20 protein-coding genes are annotated in these 17,103 nt (G+C 43.0%); 18 read left to right on the top strand and 2 right to left on the bottom strand.

Features of this window, described 5'->3' with window-relative positions; genetic code table 11:
* Positions 1-17: 17 nt before the first annotated feature.
* Both N8M95_RS08035 and N8M95_RS08030 read left to right on the top strand, forming a co-directional pair.
* Positions 18-1,028, top strand: coding sequence for an ABC transporter substrate-binding protein (locus N8M95_RS08035; protein ID WP_261116977.1), 1,011 nt, complete (start codon positions 18-20; stop codon positions 1,026-1,028).
* Positions 1,009-1,701, top strand: a complete 693-nt coding sequence (locus N8M95_RS08030; RefSeq protein WP_261116976.1) for an alpha/beta hydrolase-fold protein — start codon at positions 1,009-1,011, stop codon at positions 1,699-1,701. Before N8M95_RS08035 ends, N8M95_RS08030 begins: the two co-directional genes overlap by 20 nt.
* A gap of 43 nt (positions 1,702-1,744) precedes the next feature.
* Here N8M95_RS08030 and N8M95_RS08025 read toward each other — a convergent pair whose 3' ends face one another.
* A complete protein-coding gene (locus tag N8M95_RS08025; protein WP_261116975.1) occupies positions 1,745-2,494 on the bottom strand; it encodes a lysophospholipid acyltransferase family protein in 750 nt (249 codons plus the stop codon).
* Between the two features lie 132 nt (positions 2,495-2,626).
* On the opposite strand from N8M95_RS08025, the gene N8M95_RS08020 reads away from it, so the two are divergent.
* The 6 genes from N8M95_RS08020 to N8M95_RS07995 all read left to right on the top strand — a co-directional run bounded on the left by N8M95_RS08020 (position 2,627) and on the right by N8M95_RS07995 (position 9,735).
* Entirely contained in the window at positions 2,627-4,963 is a 2,337-nt protein-coding gene (locus tag N8M95_RS08020; RefSeq protein ID WP_261116973.1) for a cation-translocating P-type ATPase, read from the top strand.
* A gap of 101 nt (positions 4,964-5,064) precedes the next feature.
* The gene (locus N8M95_RS08015; protein ID WP_261116972.1) at positions 5,065-5,742 is read left to right on the top strand and encodes a tRNA (adenine(22)-N(1))-methyltransferase; all 678 of its coding nucleotides are present in this window, start codon (positions 5,065-5,067) and stop codon (positions 5,740-5,742) included.
* On the top strand, positions 5,729-6,526 hold the full coding sequence (locus N8M95_RS08010; RefSeq protein WP_261116971.1) for a Nif3-like dinuclear metal center hexameric protein: 798 nt from the start codon (positions 5,729-5,731) through the stop codon (positions 6,524-6,526). The genes N8M95_RS08015 and N8M95_RS08010 overlap by 14 nt, the downstream gene beginning before the upstream one ends.
* 16 nt (positions 6,527-6,542) lie before the next feature.
* A complete protein-coding gene (locus N8M95_RS08005) occupies positions 6,543-7,646 on the top strand; it encodes an NAD(P)/FAD-dependent oxidoreductase (RefSeq protein ID WP_261116970.1) in 1,104 nt (367 codons plus the stop codon).
* Positions 7,647-7,748: 102 nt separating this feature from the next.
* Positions 7,749-8,768, top strand: a complete 1,020-nt coding sequence (galE, locus tag N8M95_RS08000; protein ID WP_261116969.1) for a UDP-glucose 4-epimerase GalE — start codon at positions 7,749-7,751, stop codon at positions 8,766-8,768.
* Position 8,769: 1 nt separating this feature from the next.
* Positions 8,770-9,735, top strand: coding sequence for a glycosyltransferase family 2 protein (locus N8M95_RS07995; protein ID WP_261116967.1), 966 nt, complete (start codon positions 8,770-8,772; stop codon positions 9,733-9,735).
* A gap of 57 nt (positions 9,736-9,792) precedes the next feature.
* On the opposite strand, the gene N8M95_RS07990 is transcribed toward N8M95_RS07995, so the two are convergent.
* Positions 9,793-9,990, bottom strand: coding sequence for a ferredoxin (locus tag N8M95_RS07990; protein ID WP_083281728.1), 198 nt, complete (start codon positions 9,988-9,990; stop codon positions 9,793-9,795).
* Between the two features lie 45 nt (positions 9,991-10,035).
* Between N8M95_RS07990 and N8M95_RS07985 the strand changes: the two genes are divergently transcribed.
* The 10 genes from N8M95_RS07985 to whiA all read left to right on the top strand — a co-directional run bounded on the left by N8M95_RS07985 (position 10,036) and on the right by whiA (position 17,094).
* Entirely contained in the window at positions 10,036-10,536 is a 501-nt protein-coding gene (locus tag N8M95_RS07985) for an SAG1386/EF1546 family surface-associated protein (protein ID WP_261116966.1), read from the top strand.
* 8 nt (positions 10,537-10,544) lie between these two features.
* Positions 10,545-11,219 (top strand): (d)CMP kinase, encoded by a 675-nt coding sequence (cmk, locus tag N8M95_RS07980; protein WP_033681521.1) that lies wholly within the window; start codon positions 10,545-10,547, stop codon positions 11,217-11,219.
* Between the two features lie 119 nt (positions 11,220-11,338).
* Positions 11,339-11,845 (top strand): dihydrofolate reductase, encoded by a 507-nt coding sequence (locus tag N8M95_RS07975; RefSeq protein WP_020901710.1) that lies wholly within the window; start codon positions 11,339-11,341, stop codon positions 11,843-11,845.
* Positions 11,845-12,015, top strand: a complete 171-nt coding sequence (locus N8M95_RS07970) for a hypothetical protein (RefSeq protein WP_000442260.1) — start codon at positions 11,845-11,847, stop codon at positions 12,013-12,015. The genes N8M95_RS07975 and N8M95_RS07970 overlap by 1 nt, the downstream gene beginning before the upstream one ends.
* 36 nt (positions 12,016-12,051) lie before the next feature.
* Entirely contained in the window at positions 12,052-13,284 is a 1,233-nt protein-coding gene (gene clpX / locus N8M95_RS07965; RefSeq protein ID WP_012972566.1) for an ATP-dependent Clp protease ATP-binding subunit ClpX, read from the top strand.
* Between the two features lie 8 nt (positions 13,285-13,292).
* The gene (gene yihA, locus N8M95_RS07960; protein ID WP_020900580.1) at positions 13,293-13,880 is read left to right on the top strand and encodes a ribosome biogenesis GTP-binding protein YihA/YsxC; all 588 of its coding nucleotides are present in this window, start codon (positions 13,293-13,295) and stop codon (positions 13,878-13,880) included.
* 9 nt (positions 13,881-13,889) lie between these two features.
* Positions 13,890-14,270 (top strand): RidA family protein, encoded by a 381-nt coding sequence (locus N8M95_RS07955; RefSeq protein ID WP_001140420.1) that lies wholly within the window; start codon positions 13,890-13,892, stop codon positions 14,268-14,270.
* 51 nt (positions 14,271-14,321) lie between these two features.
* Positions 14,322-15,212, top strand: coding sequence for an RNase adapter RapZ (rapZ, locus tag N8M95_RS07950; protein WP_004257841.1), 891 nt, complete (start codon positions 14,322-14,324; stop codon positions 15,210-15,212).
* On the top strand, positions 15,209-16,186 hold the full coding sequence (locus tag N8M95_RS07945; RefSeq protein WP_023943688.1) for a YvcK family protein: 978 nt from the start codon (positions 15,209-15,211) through the stop codon (positions 16,184-16,186). Before rapZ ends, N8M95_RS07945 begins: the two co-directional genes overlap by 4 nt.
* A complete protein-coding gene (gene whiA / locus N8M95_RS07940) occupies positions 16,183-17,094 on the top strand; it encodes a DNA-binding protein WhiA (protein WP_000011278.1) in 912 nt (303 codons plus the stop codon). The genes N8M95_RS07945 and whiA overlap by 4 nt, the downstream gene beginning before the upstream one ends.
* Positions 17,095-17,103 lie beyond the last annotated feature (9 nt).

Here is a 17,103-nt window from a genome sequence, read left to right as displayed (position 1 = left end):
ATGAAAAGGAAAACAAGATGAAAAAAACACTCAGTATTTTACTCGTAACAGTAGCTACCCTAACCATGGCAGCTTGTGGCAATACTACTACAGAAAAAGCTACTACACAATCTAGCACAGAAACAAGTCAAAAGGCGAGCACAGAGACGACTTATCCACTAACGGTTAAAACCTATGATGCTAAGGGAAATGAAGTCGAACAAGTCTTTGACAAGGCCCCTGAAAAAGTTATCACAAATAACCTTTCAACTACTGAAATCTTGTTGGAGTTAGGGCTGAAGGATAAAATTACTGGCATGCTTAACCCTGATAATGCTGTGACGGACAAATACAAGGACGCGATTGCGACGATTCCTCAAATTGGAGATAAAAAAACAGTCTCACAAGAAACAGTCCTTTCTTATGAGCCAGACGCTGTGATGGGTCGAAACATGATGTTTTCTGAAAAATCCTTGGGGACAGTTATCACTTGGAATGAAAACAAAATCCCAGTTTATACGCAAAAAGCTTCTCTCTCAACAATTCAACAAGATTTGGGGAATATCGTAGAAGATGTCAAAAATCTGGGAATGATTTTTAATGTTCAGGACAAGGCCAATGAATACGCAGCCCAATTACAAACTAAAATTGACGCTGTTAAGAAAGCAAACCCAGCAAGCCAAGGTGAAAAGAAAAAGGCTTTGATTATGGTTGCTTATAATGATGAAACCTTCGGTGCCTACAAGTCTGCTTTGCAAGAAAGTTTGCTGAACCAACTTGGTTATACAAACGTTGCTACGGGGACATCAGGCTTGACCTTGGAAAATCTCGTGTCAATGGATCCTGAATTGATTATCTATGTAACCAGCGACCGCAATAAAAAATTGGATGAAAAAGCAGTAGAGTTGATGAAGGCAAATGCTGTTTTGGAAAGCGTTCCTGCTATTAAGAATCAAAAAATCATGACCATCTCTTACGATGAATTGATGGACTATGGTCCAGCAGTGATTGATTCCCTTGAGAAAATCAATGACTTTATCAATAAATAATGAGTTTGATTGGGAAGGAATTCAAGTCAAAATCAGCCTTCCCTCTAACTACGATCCCAGTCAAATCTATCCGGCTATTTTATTGAATGATGGAAACTTGTATTTTCTATCTTCCCTTTCAGAATCTGTGATTTTAGTTGGTTTGACCTCTAAGAATCGCCTAGATGACTACACTCCCTGGAGGGCATCGGCTCTGAGAGAGGGAACTCCAGCTTTTGGAGGTCAGGCCAACGTCTATCATGATTGTTTATTTGGAGGTCTTTTGGACAAGTTGCAGTCGCTTTATCGACTGGATGAAGCACGCCTTGCCTACGGAGGTTATTCACTAGGTGGCTTGGCAGCAGTCTACAGTCTTTTCAGCTTTGACAAGGTTTCCTGTGTTTTCTCTATCTGTGGTTCTTTTTGGTATCCTGATTTTGTGGCTTATTGCAAGGAAGAGACAGTGAAAAATCTAGACTGTATGCTGTATTTACAGAATGGTCAAACAGAAGGAGCACACCATACTAATCGCTTGGCTCAAGCACCAGCCTATGCTGAGCAGATCCATACCAGTCTTCAGAAATGCTATCCGAACAGCCAGTTTGTCTTTGATTCTTATGGACACCATGAACAAGCAGCTGAACGATTTTTAGCCTTTTCCAACTGGTTGGCTCAAAAATGGAAAATCGAATAAAAGATTTATCCCTTGGCTTTTGCCAAGGGATTGTTGTATTTATTTAACCAAGTTTTTCTCTCTTTTTATCTGGATTCCATACGAAGCTTGCGATAAAGCTAAAGATGATGGTTAGGATAGCGAGGATAATGGCAAGGATGAGAGCAGGGATGCGGATAAACCACCAGAGTGGGTTTGGTTTTTTATCATTGTGCCATTGTTTCGTTTCTTGGTCCAAACGTTGGAATTCTGCTTGAATGCGATTGGCGACTGTTTCAATGCCTTCGTCATTCATTTTTTTGATATCTGAGATATCAATTGGATTTCCAAAGTTCATATCGACACGTTCACGACTAATCAAGCCCTTCAAAGTCATGGGACCTGTGTAGGTAACCGGCATAATACGGACCTTGGCCATTTTGGCAATCAGAGCTACGCCACCCTTGACATCGTTTGAGTGTCGGCTTCCACTTGGAAACATGATGAGAGAGCGGTCACTTTTTTTGAGAACATTGATAGGATATTTGATGGCTGAGGCGCTAGGATTTTCACGGTCGATAGGAAAGGCACCACACATACGAATCCACCAGCCAAAGATACGGTTGGTAAAGAGCTCTTTTTTGGCCATAAAGATAAATTGTTTTGGTTTGGTCGCAAAGGCCATGTAAACTGGATCCCACCAAGTGCGGTGAGGCGCAACCAAAATATAATTTTCATCTTGATTAGGAATTTTATCAGTATTATGATAGTGGGCATTGCCATTGATGGACCATAGGAGCAAGACAACCAATCCACGTAAATAAGTATAAAACATGCGATCTCCTTCGATTATTTTCTTGTTATTATTATACCTTATCAAAGGAGGGCTGGCAAACTTTTCCCTTGACTAGGTGCATATTTGGGGTGAGATTAGAATTCTGTTAAAAAAAATGATATGATAGAATTTATGGATAAAAATAAGATTATGGGATTAACCCAAAGAGATGTCAAGGAAAGACAGGCTAAGGGCTTGGTCAATGATTTTACTGCATCGGCCAGTACTAGCACTTGGCAAATCGTTAAACGAAATGTCTTTACCCTTTTTAACGCTTTGAACTTTGCCATTGCTTTGGCCCTTGCCTTTGTGCAGGCTTGGAGCAATTTGGTCTTTTTTGCTGTTATCTGCTTTAACGCTTTTTCTGGGATTGTGACCGAGCTGCGGGCTAAACACATGGTGGACAAGCTCAATCTCATGACCAAGGAAAAGGTCAAGACTATTCGTGATGGCCAAGAAGTGGCTCTGAATCCTGAAGAATTGGTGTTAGGAGATGTCATTCGTTTGTCTGCAGGAGAGCAGATTCCTAGTGATGCCTTGGTTTTGGAAGGCTTTGCGGAAGTCAATGAAGCCATGTTGACGGGGGAAAGTGATTTGGTGCAAAAGGAAGTGGATGCCTTGCTTTTGTCAGGAAGTTTCCTAGCCAGTGGGTCAGTTTTAGCTCAAGTTCACCATGTCGGTGCAGACAACTATGCTGCCAAACTCATGCTGGAAGCCAAGACCGTTAAACCAATCAACTCTCGTATCATGAAATCTTTGGACAGGCTAGCTGGTTTTACTGGGAAGATTATCATTCCTTTTGGTCTGGCTCTCTTACTAGAAGCCTTGCTTTTAAAAGGCTTGCCTCTTAAGTCGTCCGTTGTAAATTCGTCGACAGCCCTTCTGGGGATGTTGCCCAAGGGAATTGCCCTTTTGACCATTACTTCGCTCTTGACCGCAGTGATTAAGTTGGGCTTGAAAAAGGTCTTGGTGCAGGAGATGTACTCTGTTGAGACCTTGGCGCGCGTGGATATGCTCTGTCTGGATAAGACGGGTACCATCACCCAAGGAAAGATGCAGGTGGAAGCTGTCCTTCCACTGACGGAAACTTATGGTGATGAGGCTATTTCCAGCATCCTGACTAGTTATATGGCTCATAGTGAGGATAAGAATCCAACAGCTCAAGCTATTCGCCAGCGTTTTGTGGGAGAGGTTGCCTACCCTATGATTTCTAATCTGCCTTTCTCCAGCGACCGCAAGTGGGGGGCTATGGAATTAGAGGATCTGGGGACAGTTTTCTTAGGTGCACCTGAGATGTTGCTGGATTCTGAGGTCCCAGAAGCCAGGGAGGCCTTGGAGAGAGGTTCACGTGTCTTGGTCTTAGCTCTCAGTCAGGAAAAACTAGACCATCACAAGCCACAGAAACCATCTGATATTCAGGCTCTAGCCTTGCTGGAAATTTTGGATCCTATTCGAGAAGGAGCAGCAGAGACGCTGGACTATCTCCGTTCTCAGGAAGTGGGACTCAAGATTATTTCTGGTGACAATCCAGTTACGGTGTCCAGCATTGCTCAGAAGGCTGGTTTTGCGGACTACCATAGCTATGTAGATTGCTCGAAAATCACAGATGAGGAATTGATTGCTATGGCTGAGGAGACAGCTATTTTTGGACGTGTTTCCCCTCATCAAAAGAAACTCATCATCCAAACGCTGAAAAAAGCAGGTCATACAACGGCTATGACAGGGGACGGTGTCAATGATATCCTGGCTCTTCGTGAAGCGGATTGTTCTATCGTAATGGCAGAAGGAGATCCGGCGACACGTCAGATTGCCAATCTGGTTCTCTTGAACTCTGACTTTAATGATGTTCCTGAGATTCTCTTCGAGGGTCGTCGTGTGGTCAATAACATTGCCCATATCGCCCCGATTTTCTTGATAAAGACCATCTACTCATTCTTGCTCGCAGTTATCTGTATCGCCAGTGCTCTCCTAGGGCGGTCGGAGTGGATCTTGATTTTCCCCTTCATTCCAATCCAGATTACCATGATTGACCAGTTCGTGGAAGGTTTCCCACCATTCGTTCTCACTTTTGAGCGAAATATCAAACCTGTTGAGCCAAACTTCCTCAGAAAATCCATGCTTCGTGCTCTACCAAGTGCTCTTATGGTTGTGTTCAGCGTTCTCTTTGTGAAAATATTTGGAAGTAGCCAAGGTTGGTCTGAGTTAGAAATCTCAACTCTACTCTATTATCTCTTGGGGTCAATTGGTTTCTTATCCGTATTTAGAGCCTGCATGCCATTTACCCTATGGCGTGTCCTCTTGATTGTTTGGTCAGTAGGAGGCTTCCTAGCCACAGCTCTCTTCCCAAGAATTCAAAAACTGCTTGAAATTTCAACCTTAACAGGACAAACACTACCTGTTTATGGTATCATGATGCTGTTCTTTACCGTGATTTTCATTTTGACCAGTCGCTACCAAGCTAGAAAATAAAGAAAGGCTGCAATCTGTGGATTGCGGTCTTTTTAGGTACAAGATTGCCAGTTGAAATGTGGTATAATAAGAGGTAATAGAGTTTTGGAAAGAGAGAGAAGATGATTTCAAAGAGATTAGAGTTGGTGGCGTCTTTTGTGCCGCAGGGAGCCATTTTACTAGATGTGGGGAGTGACCATGCTTATCTGCCTATCGAGTTGATCGAAAGAGGACAAATTAAAAGTGCCATTGCAGGTGAAGTTGTGGAGGGACCTTATCAGTCTGCTGTCAAAAATGTTGAGGCCCACGGCCTAAAGGAGAAAATCCAGGTTCGTTTAGCCAATGGCTTGGCAGCCTTTGAAGAGGCAGATAAGGTATCGGTCATTACCATTGCTGGGATGGGAGGTCGTTTGATTGCTAGGATTTTAGAAGAAGGCTTGGACAAGTTAGCTAATGTAGAACGATTGATCCTCCAACCCAATAATCGTGAAGACGATTTGCGTATCTGGCTACAAGAGAACGGATTTCAGATTGTAGCTGAAAGCATCTTAGAAGAAGCTGGCAAGTTTTACGAGATTTTGGTGGTGGAAGCAGGACAAATGAAGCTATCAGCCAGTGATGTTCGCTTTGGACCTTTCTTGTGCAAAGAGGTCAGTCCAGTCTTTGTCCAAAAATGGCAAAAAGAAGTTGTTAAGCTAGAGTTTGCTCTCGGACAAATCCCAGAGAAAAATCTGGAAGAACGTCAAGTTCTAGTAGATAAGATTCAAGCCATCAAGGAGGTGCTCCATGTTAGCAAGTGAAGTAATTAACGCATATGAAGCCTTTTGCCCTCAGGAATTTTCCATGGAGGGAGACAGTCGTGGCCTGCAAATTGGAACTTTGGACAAGGATATCCAAAGTGTCATGGTTGCTCTGGATATTCGTGAAGAAACGGTGGCTGAAGCTATTGAAAAAGGTGTGGATTTGATTATCGTCAAGCACGCGCCGATTTTCCGTCCCATCAAGGATTTGGTAGCTAGCCGTCCACAAAATCAGATTTACATTGATCTCATCAAGCATGATATCGCAGTTTATGTTAGCCATACCAATATTGACATCGTTGAAAATGGTCTCAATGATTGGTTTTGCCAGATGCTAGGAATCGAGGATACAACTTATCTTCAGGAAACAGGTCCTGAACGTGGAATTGGACGTATTGGAAATGTTCATCCTCAGACATTTGGGGAATTGGCCCAGCATGTCAAGCGAGTCTTTGGTTTAGATAGTCTTCGATTGGTGCATTATCAAGAGAATGACTTGCAGAAACCTATTTCAAGAGTGGCCATCTGTGGTGGAAGCGGGCAGTCTTTCTATAAGGATGCTTTAGCTAAAGGAGCCGATGTCTATATCACTGGTGATATTTACTACCACACTGCCCAGGATATGTTGTCTGATGGGGTACTGGCATTGGACCCAGGTCACTATATTGAAGTGCTTTTTGTGGAAAAAATTTCCGCACTCCTTAGTCAATGGAAGTCAGAAAAGGGATGGACTATTGATATTGTACCTAGTCAAGCATCGACCAATCCTTTCCACCATATCTAGTTAGAAAGTGAAAACAATGAAAAAAGTTGCCATTATCGGAGCAGGAATTGTAGGAGCAACAGCAGCCTACTACCTGTCGAAAGAAAGTGAACTAGAGGTGACCGTTTTTGACCATGGACAAGGTCAAGCTACCAAGGCCGCAGCAGGAATTATCAGTCCTTGGTTTTCCAAACGCCGCAATAAAGCCTGGTACAAAATGGCGCGCTTGGGGGCTGACTTTTATGTGGATTTATTAGCTGATTTAGAGAAATCAGGACAAGAAATCGACTTTTACCAGCGTTCGGGAGTCTTTCTCTTGAAGAAGAATGAGTCCAAGTTGGAAGAACTCTATCAACTGGCCCTCCAGCGCAGAGAAGAGTCTCCCTTGATAGGGCAGTTAGCCATTCTAGACCAAGTATCAGCTAATGAATTATTCCCTGGCTTGCAGGGATTTGATCACCTGCTCTATGCTTCTGGTGGAGCGAGAGTAGATGGTCAACTCTTAGTGACTCGTTTGCTAGAAGCCAGTCAGGTCAAGCTGGTCAAAGAAAAAGTAACTCTGACACCTTTATCGTCAGGCTACCAGATTGGCGAAGAGGTGTTTGATCAGGTTATTTTGGCAACGGGAGCTTGGTTGGGGGACATGTTAGAGCCTTTAGGTTATGAAGTAGATGTTCGTCCCCAAAAGGGGCAACTCCGAGATTATCAACTTGCCCAAGACATGGAAGCTTACCCTGTTGTTATGCCAGAAGGGGAGTGGGATTTGATTCCTTTTGCAAGTGGGAAATTGTCCCTAGGAGCTACTCATGAAAATGATATGGGATTTGATTTGACGGTAGATGAAACCTTGCTCAAACAAATGGAGGAGGCAACCTTGCCCCATTATCCAGTTTTATCTAAAGCGAATTCAAGAGCTGAGCGTGTGGGAGTCCGTGCCTATACCAGCGATTTCTCTCCTTTCTTTGGGCAGGTTCCAGAATTAGCAGGTGTCTATGCTGCTAGTGGACTGGGTTCTTCAGGTCTCACAACTGGTCCTATCATTGGTTACCATCTGGCTCAATTGGTCCAAGGCAAGGAGTTGACCTTGGACCCTCTAAACTACCCAATTGAAAATTATGTTAAACGGGTAAAAAGCGAATAAGCATTTTACTAAAATTTTAGTCACCCCTCTAGGATGGCAAATGACATTCCCTATCAAAAATGGTAAAATAAGAAAAAATAATCCGAGAATCGAGGAAAGAAGATGCAAGAAAAGATTTTGGTAACGGGTGGAGCAGGATTTATCGGAACCCACACTGTTATTGAGTTAATCCAAGCAGGTCATCAAGTTGTTGTGGTGGATAACCTTGTTAATAGTAACAGAAAAAGTTTAGAAGTTGTTGAGAGAATCACAGGAGTTGAAGTGCCTTTCTATGAGGCAGATATCCGTGACACTGATACCCTCAGAGATATTTTCAAGCAAGAAGAACCAACAGGGGTTATTCACTTTGCTGGTTTGAAGGCTGTTGGTGAATCAACACGTATCCCTCTTGCCTACTATGACAACAATATCGCGGGAACTGTCAGTCTTCTAAAAGCCATGGAAGAAAACAACTGTAAAAACATTATTTTCAGTTCTTCTGCGACAGTTTACGGAGATCCTCATACAGTGCCAATCTTGGAAGATTTCCCACTTTCAGTGACTAATCCATATGGCCGCACTAAGCTTATGCTCGAGGAAATTTTGACGGATATTTACAAGGCAGACTCAGAATGGAATGTGGTCTTGCTTCGTTACTTTAACCCAATCGGAGCCCATGAGAGTGGTGATTTAGGAGAAAATCCAAACGGTATTCCAAACAACCTCTTGCCATATGTGACTCAAGTAGCAGTTGGAAAACTAGAACAAGTGCAAGTGTTTGGAGACGATTACGATACGGAAGACGGAACTGGTGTTCGCGACTATATCCACGTTGTCGATTTGGCTAAAGGTCACGTTGCAGCTCTACAAAAAATCCAAAAAGGTTCAGGCCTAAACATTTATAACCTTGGAACAGGTAAAGGCTATTCTGTTCTAGAAATTATCCAAAACATGGAAAAAGCAGTGGGACGTCCAATTCCTTACCGCATCGTAGAACGCCGTCCAGGGGATATCGCAGCCTGCTATTCAGATCCTGCAAAAGCCAAAGCAGAACTTGGTTGGGAAGCAGAACTAGACATCACCCAAATGTGTGAAGACGCATGGCGTTGGCAAAGCAAGCATCCAAATGGATTTGAAGACTAAGATGGTGATGTCAATCATTGTCCCCTGTTTAAACGAAGAGGAAGTACTTCCTCTTTTTTATCAGGCTTTGGAAGATTTACTTCCAGATTTGGAAACAGAAATCGAGTATGTCTTTGTCGATGATGGATCAAGTGATGGGACCTTGAAACTCTTAAAGTCCTATCGGGAGCAAAATCCGGCAGTCCATTATATTTCTTTCTCGCGAAATTTTGGCAAAGAAGCAGCACTCTATGCAGGTTTGCAATATGCGACAGGAGATTTGGTGGTGGTTATGGATGCAGACCTCCAGGATCCTCCTAGTATGTTGCTTGAGATGAAAAAATTACTAGACCAAAATGCAGACTTGGACTGTGTTGGGACACGGAGAACCAGTAGGGAGGGGGAACCCTTCTTTCGCAGTTTCTGCGCTGATCTCTTTTATCGCTTCATGAAAAAAATTAGTCCAGTAGCCCTGCCGTCAGGTGTCCGTGATTTTCGCATAATGAGAAGATCTGTAGTGGATGCCATTTTAGCTTTGACCGAGTCCAATCGTTTTTCAAAGGGGCTCTTTGCCTGGGTGGGTTTTAAAACCCACTATCTGGACTATCCAAATGTCGAAAGGCAGGCTGGCAAGACCAGTTGGAGTTTTAGGCAACTCTTTTTCTACTCCATTGAAGGGATTGTCAATTTTTCAGATTTCCCCTTGATTATCGCTTTTGTGGCTGGTCTCCTATCTTGTTTTATTTCTCTGCTTATGACCTTTTTGGTTGTGGTGCGGACCCTCATTTTGGGCAATCCGACATCAGGTTGGACCTCTCTGATGGCTGTCATTCTCTTTCTTGGAGGCATTCAACTCTTGACCATTGGGATTCTGGGCAAGTATATTAGTAAGATTTATCTAGAGACTAAAAAAAGACCACTTTATCTTATCAAAGAAAAAAGTGACCTTCCTGATTTTACAGAAAAAAATAAAGAGAAAAGACTATAATTTTGCATGGAAATATGCTAAACTAGAAGGAGTGGAACGTTCTTATCGATATTAGAGTTAATCTTTAATCAAGGCACGTGTCGGACAGTTTCTAACAGCTTCTACGACGTCCTGACTAGGAGAAATTTCTTTTTCTAGTTGGTTAGGGTCATCGTAAAAACGCACGATTCCATTATCGTGGTAATCAAATAATTCAGAATAAGTTTGACAAAGCCCACAGGCAATGCAACGTTCAGGTATAAGTGTGATTTTCATATTTATATTGTAATAAGAAAAGTAAAAAAAAACAAGGAGTAAGTTATGGCAAAAGAACCGTGGCAAGAAGATATTTATGAGAATCAAGAAGAACAGACGAGAACGGAACGACGTCAACGTAATCAAAAAGGTACAGGTTTTGTTGCAAATCGTGTCTTGACGATTCTAGCTAGTCTCTTTTTCGTGATTGTTGTAGTAATGATAATAGTATTGATTTACCTTTCAAGTGGAGGGAGTAATCGTACAGCAGCCTTGAAAGATTTTTATGATTCATCTGCCCCTGCTTCAACCTCTGTAACAGAAGAATCTGCATCTTCATCTAGTAAGACTGAAGAAGCAACTTCTACAGAGAGCTCCTCTAGTGAAAGTCATTCTGAAGAACATACTGATAGTGAAGGGACAATTACAGTCCAGGCTGGAGAAGGAGAAGCAACCATTGCCGCTCGTGCAGGAATCTCCATTGCTCAACTAGAGGCCTTGAATCCTGGGCATATGGCTACAGGGTCTTGGTTTGCTAATCCAGGTGATGTTGTCAAAATTAAATAGGAGTTGATATGAAAACAATTCAAATTGCTATTGACGGTCCAGCTTCAAGTGGTAAGAGTACAGTCGCCAAGATTATTGCCAAGGATTTTGGTTACACCTACCTAGATACAGGTGCTATGTATCGTGCGGCGACCTATATGGCTCTCAAGAACCAGTTAGGAGTAGAAGAAGTTGAAGCACTTCTAGACTTATTGAACCAGCATCCAATTAGTTTTGGGCGCTCAGAAACTGGAGAACAGCTTGTCTTTGTAGGAGATGTGGATATTACTCATCCTATTCGTGAAAATCAAGTGACCAATCATGTTTCTGCTATTGCGGCAATTCCTGAGGTACGCGAGAAACTAGTTTCTCTTCAACAAGAGATTGCCCAGCAAGGAGGGATTGTCATGGACGGTCGCGACATTGGAACTGTTGTATTGCCACAAGCAGAACTGAAAATTTTCCTAGTAGCTTCTGTTGATGAACGAGCAGGGCGTCGTTACAAGGAAAATATTGCCAAGGGAATTGAAACAGACCTTGAAACTCTAAAAGAGGAAATTGCTGCGCGCGACTACAAGGATAGCCATCGTGAGACTTCACCTCTCAAACAAGCAGAGGATGCAGTTTACCTTGATACAACTGGACTAAGTATTCAAGAAGTAGTTAAAAAAATTGAATCAGAAGCAAAAAAACGCATGTCCTAGGGACAGGAGAAGCAGGCTAAAGCTAGCCTGCTTCTTTTCTATCGAACTGAACGCATTCCAAACCAGTCTTTTTTTTAGTTTTTTGATAAAATAGTACTATCAGTGAAAAGGATGGAAGCATGACTAAGAAAATCGTAGCTATTTGGGCCCAGGATGAAGAGGGTGTGATTGGTAAGGACAATCGTCTGCCTTGGCATTTGCCAGCAGAATTGCAACACTTTAAAGAAACAACTTTGAATCATGCTATATTGATGGGGCGTGTGACCTTTGATGGAATGGGACGTCGCTTGCTTCCAAAACGGGAGACCTTGATTTTGACACGTAACCCGGAAGAAAAGATAGATGGTGTTACTACTTTTTATGATGTCCAGTCTGTCTTGGACTGGTATCAGGCTCAAGACAAGAATCTCTATATTATCGGTGGGAAGCAAATTTTTCAGGCTTTTGAACCCTATCTTGATGAAGTCATTGTGACTCAAATTCATGCTCGGGTGGAAGGAGATACCTTTTTTCCTGAAGAGTTTGACTTGTCTCTTTTTGAGACGGTTTCAAGCAAATCTTATACCAAAGATGAGAAAAATCTTTATGATTTTACCATCCAATACCGCAAGAGAAAGGAAGTCTAATGGAACGTAGTATATTTGGTTTTTTCACAGCCATGCTGTGTTTGGTCTGTTTGCTTGCTGGGGCACAGGCTTTTCGTAAAAAGCGTTATGGACTTTCTGTCCTGCTATGGTTAAATGCCTTTACCAATTTGGTCAATAGTATCCATGCTTTTTACATGACCTTATTTTAGATAGAATGACAGTATAGAATAGAACGGAAGGAAATCATGCCTACAAATAGGAATAATGATATGATGGTTTATTGCTCATTTTGTGGCAAAAGCCAAGAAGAAGTACAAAAAATAATCGCTGGGAACAACGCCTTTATCTGTAATGAATGTGTAGAGTTGGCCCAGGAAATCATTCGAGAGGAGTTGGCTGAGGAAGTCTTGGCAGACTTGTCTGAGGTACCAAAACCAATCGAACTCCTCCATATATTGAACCACTATGTAATTGGTCAAGATCGTGCCAAACGTGCCTTGGCAGTGGCAGTTTACAACCACTACAAACGCATCAATTTCCACGATACACGTGAAGAGTCGGAAGATGTGGATTTGCAGAAGTCAAACATCTTGATGATCGGCCCAACTGGTTCAGGGAAGACTTTCCTTGCTCAGACCTTGGCTAAGAGCTTGAATGTGCCTTTTGCGATCGCAGATGCCACAGCTCTTACTGAGGCTGGTTATGTGGGTGAGGACGTGGAAAATATCCTCCTCAAACTCTTGCAGGCTGCTGACTTTAACATCGAACGTGCAGAACGTGGGATTATCTACGTGGATGAAATTGACAAGATTGCCAAGAAGAGCGAGAACGTATCGATTACACGCGACGTTTCTGGTGAAGGGGTACAACAAGCCCTTCTCAAGATTATCGAGGGAACTGTTGCTAGTGTGCCGCCTCAAGGTGGACGCAAACATCCGCAACAAGAGATGATTCAAGTGGATACTAAAAATATCCTCTTCATCGTGGGTGGAGCCTTTGATGGTATTGAAGAAATCGTTAAACAACGTCTGGGTGAAAAGGTTATCGGCTTTGGTCAAAATAATAAAGCGATTGATGAAAATAGCTCTTACATGCAAGAAATCATCGCAGAGGATATTCAAAAATTTGGTATTATCCCTGAGTTGATTGGGCGCTTGCCAGTCTTTGCAGCTCTGGAGCAATTGACAGTGGATGACTTGGTTCGTATCTTGAAAGAGCCAAGAAATGCCTTGGTGAAACAGTACCAAACCTTGCTATCTTATGATGATGTCGAGTTGGAATTTGACGACGAAGCCCTTCAAGAAATCGCCAATAAGGCTATCGAACGCAAAACCGGTGCGCGTGGTCTTCGCTCGATTATCGAAGAAACCATGCTAGATGTCATGTTTGAAGTACCGAGTCAGGAAAATGTGAAATTGGTCCGCATCACAAAAGAAGCTGTCGATGGAACGGATAAACCAATCCTAGAAACAGCCTAGAGGTGACTATGGAACTTAATACACACAATGCAGAAATCTTGCTCAGTGCGGCTAATAAATCCCACTATCCGCAGGATGAACTGCCAGAGATTGCCCTAGCAGGGCGTTCCAATGTTGGTAAATCTAGCTTTATCAACACTATGCTGAACCGTAAGAATCTAGCCCGAACATCAGGGAAACCTGGTAAAACCCAGCTTCTCAACTTCTTTAACATTGATGACAAGATGCGCTTTGTGGATGTGCCTGGTTATGGCTATGCCCGCGTTTCTAAAAAGGAACGTGAAAAGTGGGGGCGCATGATTGAGGAGTACCTAACAACTCGGGAAAATCTCCGTGCGGTGGTTAGTTTAGTTGACCTTCGTCATGACCCGTCAGCAGATGATGTACAGATGTACGAATTTCTCAAGTATTATGAGATTCCGGTTATCATTGTGGCGACTAAGGCGGACAAGATTCCTCGTGGTAAATGGAACAAGCACGAATCAGCAATCAAAAAGAAATTAAACTTTGACCCAAGTGACGACTTTATTCTCTTTTCATCTGTCAGCAAGGCAGGGATGGATCAAGCTTGGGATGCAATTTTAGAAAAATTATGAGGTAAAGAAATGGCAAAAACAATTCATACAGACAAAGCTCCAAAGGCTATCGGACCATATGTTCAAGGAAAAATCGTTGGCAACCTTTTGTTTGCTAGTGGTCAAGTTCCTCTATCTCCTGAAACTGGGGAAATCGTTGGAGAAACGATCCAAGAACAGACAGAACAAGTCTTGAAAAACATTGGTGCTATTTTGGCAGAAGCAGGAACAGACTTTGACCATGTTGTCAAAACAACTTGTTTCTTGAGCGATATGAACGACTTTGTTCCTTTTAACGAGGTTTACCAAACGGCCTTTAAAGAAGAATTTCCAGCTCGTTCAGCAGTAGAGGTAGCTCGTCTTCCTCGTGATGTAAAAGTCGAAATCGAAGTCATCGCAGAGATTGGATAAGCTAGTTGAAGTTTGGTGTAGCCAAACTTCTTTTGATATAAGGAGAAAAAGATGACAAAGAAACAACTTCACTTGGTGATTGTGACAGGAATGAGTGGTGCAGGGAAAACAGTTGCCATTCAGTCCTTCGAAGATTTGGGTTATTTTACTATTGATAATATGCCGCCAGCTCTCTTGCCTAAGTTTTTGCAGTTGGTGGAAACAAAGGAAGACGACCATAAGTTGGCCTTGGTAGTAGATATGCGTAGCCGTTCTTTCTTCTCAGAGATTCAAGATGTTTTGGATGAGTTGGAAAACAAGGAAGAACTGGACTTTAAAATTCTCTTTTTGGATGCAGCTGATAAAGAATTGGTCGCGCGCTACAAGGAAACTAGACGGAGTCACCCATTAGCTGCAGATGGACGGATTTTAGACGGAATCAAGTTGGAACGTGAACTCTTGGCACCTTTGAAAAATATGAGTCAAAATGTTGTGGATACGACAGAACTTACTCCACGTGAGCTGCGCAAAACCCTTGCAGAGCAGTTTTCAGATCAGGAACAAGCCCAGTCTTTCCGTATCGAAGTCATCTCTTTTGGATTTAAATATGGAATTCCGATTGATGCAGACTTGGTCTTTGACGTCCGATTCTTGCCAAATCCCTACTACCTACCAGAACTGCGTAATCAAACGGGTGTGGATGAACCTGTTTATGATTATGTCATGAACCATCCTGAGTCAGAAGATTTTTATCAACATTTGTTGGCCTTGATTGAGCCAATTTTGCCAAGTTACCAAAAGGAAGGGAAGTCCGTTTTGACCATTGCCATGGGCTGTACAGGAGGACAACACCGTAGTGTGGCCTTTGCTAAACGCTTGGCGCAGGACTTATCCAAGAATTGGCCTGTTAATGAAGGGCATCGCGACAAAGACCGAAGAAAGGAAACGGTAAACCGTTCATGAGAAAACCAAAGATAACGGTGATTGGTGGAGGGACTGGGATCCCCGTCATTCTAAAAAGTCTGCGGGAAAAAGATGTGGAAATCGCAGCTATCGTAACGGTGGCAGATGATGGTGGTTCATCAGGTGAACTCCGAAAAAATATGCAGCAGTTGACACCGCCAGGTGATCTTCGTAATGTCCTTGTGGCCATGTCGGATATGCCTAAGTTCTATGAGAAAGTCTTTCAGTATCGCTTTTCTGAGGATGCGGGAGCCTTTGCTGGCCATCCATTGGGAAATCTCATTATCGCTGGCCTGTCAGAAATGCAGGGTTCGACCTATAATGCCATGCAGTTGCTAAGCAAATTTTTCCACACAACTGGGAAGATTTATCCTTCCAGTGACCATCCCTTGACCCTTCATGCAGTCTTCCAGGACGGGACAGAGGTGGCTGGAGAGAGTCATATTGCAGACCATCCAGGCATGATTGATCATGTTTATGTGACCAATACCCTCAACGATGATACGCCTCTGGCTAGCCGTCGAGTAGTGCAGACCATTCTTGAAAGTGACATGATTGTCCTAGGTCCTGGTTCTCTCTTTACCTCTATTTTGCCCAATATCGTGATTAAGGAAATCGGGCAGGCGCTTTTGGAAACCAAGGCAGAAATCGCCTATGTCTGCAATATCATGACTCAACGTGGGGAGACGGAACACTTTACAGATAGCGACCATGTGGAAGTCTTGCATCGTCATCTTGGCAGACCTTTTATCGACACTGTCTTGGTGAATATCGAAAAAGTGCCTCAGGAATACATGAATTCCAACCGTTTTGATGAATACTTGGTGCAGGTGGAACATGATTTTGCTGGTCTTTGTAAGCAAGTTCCGCGTGTGATTTCATCCAACTTCCTTCGTCTGGAAAATGGGGGTGCCTTCCACGATGGAGATTTGATCGTGGATGAGTTGATGCGCATTATAAAGGTGAGAAAATGAGTTTCACAGTAGCAGTAAAAGAAGAAATTCTAGGTCAGCACCATCTGAGCCGGCATGAATTATCTGCCATTATCAAGATGTCTGGTAGCATCGGTCTTTCGACTTCGGGCTTGACCTTGTCTGTCGTGACAGAAAATGCCAAACTGGCTCGGCACCTCTATGAGTCCTTTCTCCATTTCTACGAAATCAAATCGGAAATCCGACACCACCAACGGAGCAATCTTCGTAAGAATCGGGTCTATACCGTTTTTACAGATGAAAAGGTGCAGGACTTATTGAGTGATTTGCACTTGGCAGACTCCTTCTTTGGTCTGGAAACAGGTATTGACGAGGCGATTTTATCGGATGAGGAAGCAGGTCGTGCCTATCTCTGTGGTGCTTTCTTGGCAAATGGAAGCATTCGTGACCCTGAGTCAGGTAAGTACCAGTTGGAAATCAGTTCTGTTTATCTGGACCACGCGCAAGGGCTTGCCTCACTTCTCCAGCAATTTTTACTGGATGCCAAGGTGCTTGAGCGTAAGAAGGGGGCAGTGACCTACCTCCAGCGAGCTGAAGATATTATGGACTTCTTGATTGTCATCGGAGCCATGCAGGCGCGTGATGATTTTGAGCGGGTTAAGATTTTACGAGAAACCCGTAACGACCTCAATCGGGCCAATAATGCCGAGACAGCTAATATCGCTCGGACAGTCTCTGCCAGCATGAAGACTATCAACAATATCAGTAAAATCAAAGATATCATGGGCTTAGAAAATCTGCCAGTGGATTTGCAGGAAGTGGCGCAACTGCGGATTCAGCACCCAGACTACTCTATCCAGCAGTTAGCAGATAGTCTCAGCACTCCCCTTACAAAAAGTGGTGTCAACCACAGACTCAGAAAAATCAATAAGATAGCTGATGAATTATAAAACCACGAA

The sequence above is a fragment of the Streptococcus mitis genome, from assembly GCF_946190325.1.
Taxonomy (GTDB): domain Bacteria; phylum Bacillota; class Bacilli; order Lactobacillales; family Streptococcaceae; genus Streptococcus; species Streptococcus mitis_CF.
The sequence above is the reverse complement of the archived record's forward strand: the minus strand, read 5'-3'. Positions and strand labels throughout refer to the sequence as shown.